Below are 7,175 nucleotides of genomic sequence, written 5' to 3' on the forward strand. Positions count from 1 at the left end.
CCCCCCGAGTTTGCGGGGGGGAAGGGGGGATCTGTAAATATAAATATTGTTAACACTACAACGCTCATTGCTATAAATACTCTTGCATTTTCTCTCCTAGTGGTTTTAAGCGATCGCTTTTTGAGCTTAATTCAATCACAAAATCAGGGCAAATTGGTGGCCATCCTTCTTTTTCTTCTAAGGTTAATTTTTCCCATTTCTCTAAAGATACCCAGGCTACATCGGGAGATCGCTCTCCCCCATTTGGTAAACTAAAAATAGTTGATGAACTAAAAACTATACCTAATAAGGTTTCTTCATTCCAATTACCAATATCAATAATTAATTTAGCTTCTTTTCTACCACTTTCACCACCAACTGGAGGCATAATAATTAATTCTCCTAATCGACTTCTTTCTAATTGCAATTCTGGATTATTAACGCAAAGCTGATAGAATTGCTCTCTTGAGAAAGAGGTAATAGACTCAAGATTTAATACTGTAGTCATAGACTTGATTTAGTTCTTTTCGTTATTAATTGTAACAAGAAAGGAAAAAGATTTCCGGGAAAAATTTTTGTATTACAATTAAGTAATGTTCTTAAGTTATTGTAAATTTTTAAACAGCATTACCTGCTGATATCACTAATCACCAGCATTGTTTCTAGAGTTGTATCGCTACACCCAGTAACTTCACCACCGCAATTAATCACCTGTTGTAAATAGGCGATCGCTTTTTCTGTAATTATTTCTCCTGGCATTAATACAGGAATACCGGGAGGGTATGGACAAATTAATTCTGCATTAATTTTTCCTATACTAACATCCAGGGGTTGACGGATTTTGCTGGCAAAGTAAGCTTCTCTAGGTGACATAAAGGGAAGGTTTATTTCTGGCAGGTATGGAGAAAAGATGGGAGTATTTTCTGAGGGATGGGGATATGCTTTCACTAATTGGGTAAAAGCTGTCACTAATTTTTCTATATCTTCTCGATTGTTGCCAATGGTGATGATAAAAGTTAATGATTTCTCTAAAGGCAATTCCGCAGTAACCCCATATTCTTGTCTAAGAATTCTATCGGCGACGAATCCTGAAATATTTACATTAGATAAGAAGACGGTAAGACGAGTAATATCTAGTTGATAATTAGATGGTAAGTGTTGAGGAGTAAGAATAGTTAACTCGGGTAAATTCTCTAGTTGTTGTTTTGCTATTTGCGATATTTTGATTGTTTCTGAAAGGAGTTTTTCCCCTGTTATCGCCATTTGCTGTCTAGCGGCGTCTAGAGAAGCTAGGAGAAGATAACTTGGACTGGTTGATTGTACTAATTGTAAAGCTTGAGTAATTGATTCTGGTGCTATTCTCTGGCTATTTAAGTGTAGCATAGCTGCCTGAGTCATAGCCCCTAAAACTTTATGGGTAGATTGTACAGTTAAATCAGCTCCTAAGTCCATAGCAGTTGCGGGTAAACCCTGATGGAAGTTAAAATGGGGACCATGGGCTTCATCTACTAGTAATGGTAGGTTATAGTTATGGGTAATTTCAGCGATGCTTTGTAAATCTGTACAGATACCCTGGTAGGTGGGGTAAACTACCATAACTGCCTTAGCATCTGGGTGTTTTTGTAACGCTTTAGCCACAGCATCCGGGGTAATTGTGGTCACTAAATCCAAGGTAGGATTATACTCTGGTTGGAGGAAGATGGGAATAGCGCCCGTGAGAATTAAGCCAGCGATCGCTGATTGATGGATATTGCGTGGTAATATTATTTTATCTCCACTTTGGCAAGTTGCTAGTATAGCTGCGATTACGCCACAAGTTGAGCCATTTACTAGAAACCAGGTTTTACGGGATCCAAATGCTTCTGCCGCTAATTCCTGTGCTGCTGCAATCACCCCTGAGGGAGCGAATAAGTTATCTAGTTCCGGTAACTCCGGTAAATCTGCTCTAAATATGTCTTTTCCTAGTAATTTTGACAAAATAGGGCTAATTCCTCTGCCTTGTTTATGTCCAGGTGCGTAAAAGGCAACATCTACTAGATTGACAAGTAATTGTAATTGTTGAACGATAGGAGTTTCATATTGATTTAAATACATATAATAATCAAGCAAATTTATCAAGACAAGGTTTGTCAGAAAATTATAACTTTGAAGACCAAAAAATAAGGTAAAAATAAATAAATAAATAGCTTTGGAAAAAAAGGAGAATATGTTAATAAAATACTATGAACAAGCAAAAAAAAGAGCAGCAATGGGAATACCCCCACTCCCATTAAATGCTCAAGAAACGTCAGAATTATGCCAATTATTAGAAAATCCTCCAGCAGAAGCCAAAGAAGAATTATTGACACTACTGCGCGATCGCATTCCCCCCGGAGTAGATGAAGCCGCTTACGTGAAAGCAGGATTTCTCACAGCAGTAGCTAAAAAAGAGATAGAATGTCCCATAATTTCGGCCCAAGGGGCAATTGACTTATTAGGGACTATGGTGGGAGGATACAATGTACAATCTTTAGTAGAATTGCTTTCTTCTCGTGATACTAATATAGCAAGAAGTGCAGCCAATGCCCTAAGTAAAACTATTTTAGTCTTTGATGCCTTCAATGAAGTGATCAGATTATCAGAAACTAACCCCTATGCTAAGCAAGTGGTAGACGCTTGGTCATCAGCAGCTTGGTTTATCTCCCGTCCAAAAGTTCCTGAAGCAATTACTGTAACAGTATTCAAAGTTCCTGGGGAAACAAACACCGATGACTTGTCCCCCGCTACCCACGCCACCACACGTCCTGATATTCCTCTCCATGCCCTATCAATGTTAGAATCAAGGATGAGTGATGGTATCGCTACTATTGCTAAACTAAAAGAAAATGGCTATCCTGTAGCTTATGTAGGGGATGTAGTAGGGACAGGTTCTTCACGGAAATCAGCCATTAACTCTCTCCTTTGGCACATTGGTAATGATATTCCCTATATTCCCAATAAACGCTCTGGAGGTTATATCCTAGGAGGGAAAATAGCTCCCATTTTCTTCAACACAGCAGAAGACTCCGGCGCTTTACCTATAGAAACCGAGGTGAACAAATTAGAAACGGGAATGGTAATCACTATCTATCCCTACCTAGGAGAAATTCATAACTCCCAGGGAGAAGTAATCTCTAAATTCCAACTAAAACCAGAAACAATCTTAGACGAAGTTCGCGCCGGAGGAAGAATCCCTCTGTTAATCGGTCGTAGTCTTACCGATAAAACCCGCGAAGCTTTAGGTTTAGAACCTAGTACCCTATTTGTTCGTCCCACTATTCCCGCAGAGGGAGAAAAAGGCTTTACCCTAGGTCAAAAAATGGTAGGAAAAGCCTGTAAATTACCGGGAGTACGTCCGGGAACATCCTGTGAACCCATGATGACTACGGTAGGGTCTCAAGATACCACAGGACCAATGACCAGAGATGAACTCAAAGAATTAGCCTGTTTAGGATTTAGCGCTGACTTAGTGATGCAAAGCTTCTGCCATACAGCAGCTTATCCTAAACCAGTAGATATTGAAACCCACAAAAAACTACCAGACTTTTTCGCTAACCGTGGTGGTGTCGCTTTACGTCCTGGAGATGGAATTATTCACTCCTGGCTAAATCGGATGCTGTTACCAGATACAGTAGGGACAGGAGGAGACTCTCACACCCGTTTCCCCCTCGGTATCTCCTTCCCCGCAGGTTCCGGTTTAGTGGCCTTTGCCGCAGCTTTGGGAGTTATGCCTCTAGATATGCCAGAATCAGTATTGGTGCGCTTCACCGGGGAATTACAACCAGGAGTTACCCTCAGAGATATTGTGAATGCTATTCCCTATGTGGCAATGCAACAGGGTAAACTCAATTGTGGCCAAGAAAATAAAATAAATGTCTTTTCAGGTCGCATTATGGAAATGGAAGGCTTACCAGATTTAAAAGTAGAACAGGCTTTTGAGTTAACAGATGCCACAGCAGAACGTTCCTGTGCAGGATGTACAATTAAGTTAGGAACTGAAACTATTTCTGAATATCTGCGGTCTAATATTACCCTGATGAAAAATATGGTGGCAAGAGGGTATCAAGATGCTAAAACTATCATGCGTCGCGTGGCTAAAATGGAAGAATGGTTAGCTAATCCAGAATTAATGTCCGCTGATGCTGATGCAGAATATGCAGATATTATTGAAGTTAACCTCAATGAGATTAAAGAACCCATCGTCGCTGCCCCCAATGACCCAGATAATGTTAAACTAATGTCAGAATGCGCAGGCGATCGCATCGATGAAGTGTTTATTGGTTCTTGTATGACTAATATCGGTCACTATCGCGCTGCCGCTAAAGTCTTAGAAGATGCCGGACCAGCAAAAGCCCGTCTCTGGATTTGTCCTCCTACTCGCATGGATGAAAAACAACTGCGAGAAGAGGGGGTATATGGTGTTTTTGCAGCCTCTGGCGCTAGAACAGAAATGCCCGGATGTTCTCTGTGTATGGGTAATCAAGCCCGAGTTGAAGATGGGGCAACGGTTTTCTCAACTTCTACCCGTAATTTTAATAACCGTATGGGTAAAGGCGCGAGAGTCTATTTAGGTTCGGCAGAATTAGCAGCAGTTTGTGCTTTGTTGGGATATATTCCTACGGTTGAGGAGTATTTAGAGATTATTGAGTCTAAAATTAATCCTTTTGCTGCTGATTTATATCGCTACCTCAATTTTGACCAAATTGCTAATTTTGAAGATGAGGGAAGAGTAATTCCTTTAGAAAAGATGCCTAAGTTTGAAGACCTTTACGCTATGGACAAAAGTTAAAAAACTTGATTCCTACACCGTCTTGCTTAGGCAGTCGGTGTAGGAAGTATTTCAGTAATAAAAATTACCTTCCCAGCCTGGAGGCTCACGTCTTTAATCTATGATTAAGCTTGATTTATTGATTTATTTGATGTATAAATGAACATTAGCGAGCACCATGGTCAATCAACAGTTTCGCTATTTCTGCGTTGTTATTTTCCCTAGCATAAAGTAGTGGGGTGCCGCCATGGTTATTCTGAGCATTAACATCAGCTTTATGGTCAATCAATAGTTTCGCTATTTCTGTGTAGTCACCTTCTGTAGCATAAAGTAGTGGGGTGCTGCCATAGTTATTCTGAGCATTAACATCAGCTTTATGCTCAATCAACAGTTTCGCTATTTCTATTTTTTCAGGCGAAGTAGCATAAAGTAGTGAGGTGCTGCCATAGTTATTCTGAGCATTAACATCAGCTTTATCGTCAGTCAACAGTTTCGGTATTACTGTTATTTTACATTCAGCAGCATGAAGTAGTGGGGTGTCGCCATTTTTATTCTGAGCATTAACATCAGCACCATGCTCAATCAATAGTTTCGCTATTTCTATGTTGTTATTTTCTGTAGCAAGATGTAGTGGGGTGTCGCCATGGTTATTCTGAGCATTAACATCAGCTTTATGCTCAATCAATAGTTTCGCTATTTCTGTGTAGCCACCTCCTGTAGTATAAAGTAGTGGGGTGCTGCCATAGTTACTCTGAGCATTAACATCAACACCAAGGTCAATCAACAGTTTCGCTATTTCTGTGTTGCCACTCCTAGTAGCATGAAGTAGTGGGGTTTGACCATTTTTATTCTGAGCATTAACATCAGCTTTATGCTCAATCAACAGTTTCGCTATTTCTGTATTGTTATACCAAGTAGCACGAAGTAGTGGGGTGTCGCCATTTTTATTCTGAGCATTAACATCAGCTTTATGCTCAATCAACAGTTTCGCTATTTCTGTATTGTTATACCAAGTAGCACGAAGTAGTGGGGTGTCGCCATTTTTATTCTGAGCATTAACATCAGCTTTATGCTCAATCAACAGTTTCGCTATTTCTGTATTGCCACTTTTGGTAACATAATGTAGTGGAGTGTTGCCAGAATTATCCTGAGCATTAACATCAGCTTTATGCTCAATCAACAGTTTCGCTATTTCTCTTTTGTCACGGAAAAAAGCATAATGTAGTGGGGTATCGCCAGAATTATCCTGAGCATTAACATCAGCACCATGCTCAATCAACAGTTTCGCTAGTTCTGTATTGTTACTTCGAGTAGCATGCCGTAGTGGAAAGTAGCCAGAATTATCCTGAGCATTAACATCAGCACCATGGTCAATTAATAGCTGAACTATTTCTTCATCATCTATATGGCAGAGAATTAGAGGCTTAGTCTCAACATTACTAATCATAACTTGAGAGTTAGGATCCCCTCCATCTAAAATATAGTCTTTGACTATCGGTTTTGAATAGCAAAAAGTAGTTGCTAATTTATTGGGAAATACCTCATACAATTTATCAACGATACTTACTCCTACACCTATTAGAGATATCGCCATTACCCCCACTGCTAACCCTCTTCCGGTTTTTCTGGTAAATAATGACCGCACTTTCCCCACTTTGGGTTTATTTAAGGCTAATAATGCCTCCTCAGCACTTTTAAAGCGATTATCTACATCTGGGTCTAATATTTTCTCTAACCACCACAATAACTCAGGAGATACTTTTACTTTATCTTCTAAATCTAGTTTGAGGCTATTATGGCTAAATACTGTGGGCTCACTGTGGGTTAACAGATATAATAATGTTGCTCCTAAACCATATAAATCTGTTTGGGGGAGAGATTTGCCTACAAATTGTTCTGGAGCCATATATCCATAAGTTCCTACTACCGTACTGCCTCGCATCATCGTACTGTAGTAAGTGTTTTGTACTGAACCAAAATCTACTAAATATATTTTCCCTTCCTTAGTGCGTAACAAGTTCTGTGGTTTAATATCCCGATGAATCACGGGGGGGTCTAAATTATGTAAATATTGGAAAATTTCTAATACTTGTTGGGCAATATCTCTGACTTCGGCTTCACTGGTGCGCCATCCTTGTTTTACCCATTCTGAGAGGGATTTACCTGGGGCTAATTCTTGCACTATGAGAAAAATTTCCTGTTGTTGTGGTTTATCACCGCAAAAGTCAATATATTTGGGTATATTATCATGGTCTAATTGGGCTAAAACCTTGGCTTCTCTTTCTAAGAGTTCCCAGGTTTTCCATTGTTGTATTGCCTGCCAAGGGAGTATTTTTAGGGCTACTTCGGTGTTAGTTTTCAGGTCAAGTGCTTTGTAAGTGGTAGCATGGTTTCCTTGGCCTAAAACACT

At 39.8% G+C, this 7,175-nt stretch carries 3 protein-coding genes and 1 pseudogene; 1 reads left to right on the plus strand and 3 read right to left on the minus strand.

What is annotated here, in order from left to right; all coding sequences use genetic code 11:
• Window positions 1-73: 73 nt before the first annotated feature.
• Together MW688_RS19110 and MW688_RS19115 are read right to left on the minus strand one after the other, a co-directional pair.
• Window positions 74-487: pseudogene (locus MW688_RS19110) on the minus strand (Uma2 family endonuclease); the annotation flags it as partial.
• 119 nt (window positions 488-606) lie between these two features.
• Window positions 607-2,073: an aminotransferase class I/II-fold pyridoxal phosphate-dependent enzyme gene (locus tag MW688_RS19115; RefSeq protein WP_486737607.1), complete on the minus strand. Its 1,467-nt coding sequence runs from the start codon at window positions 2,071-2,073 to the stop codon at window positions 607-609.
• Window positions 2,074-2,185: 112 nt separating this feature from the next.
• Between MW688_RS19115 and acnB the strand changes: the two genes are divergently transcribed.
• Window positions 2,186-4,786 (plus strand): bifunctional aconitate hydratase 2/2-methylisocitrate dehydratase, encoded by a 2,601-nt coding sequence (gene acnB / locus MW688_RS19120; RefSeq protein WP_486737608.1) that lies wholly within the window; start codon window positions 2,186-2,188, stop codon window positions 4,784-4,786.
• Window positions 4,787-4,931: 145 nt separating this feature from the next.
• Here acnB and MW688_RS19125 read toward each other — a convergent pair.
• The coding region (locus tag MW688_RS19125) for an ankyrin repeat domain-containing protein (RefSeq protein WP_486737609.1) at window positions 4,932-7,175 on the minus strand (2,244 nt) is incomplete at its 5' end.

It is taken from the genome of Johannesbaptistia floridana, from assembly GCF_057440575.1.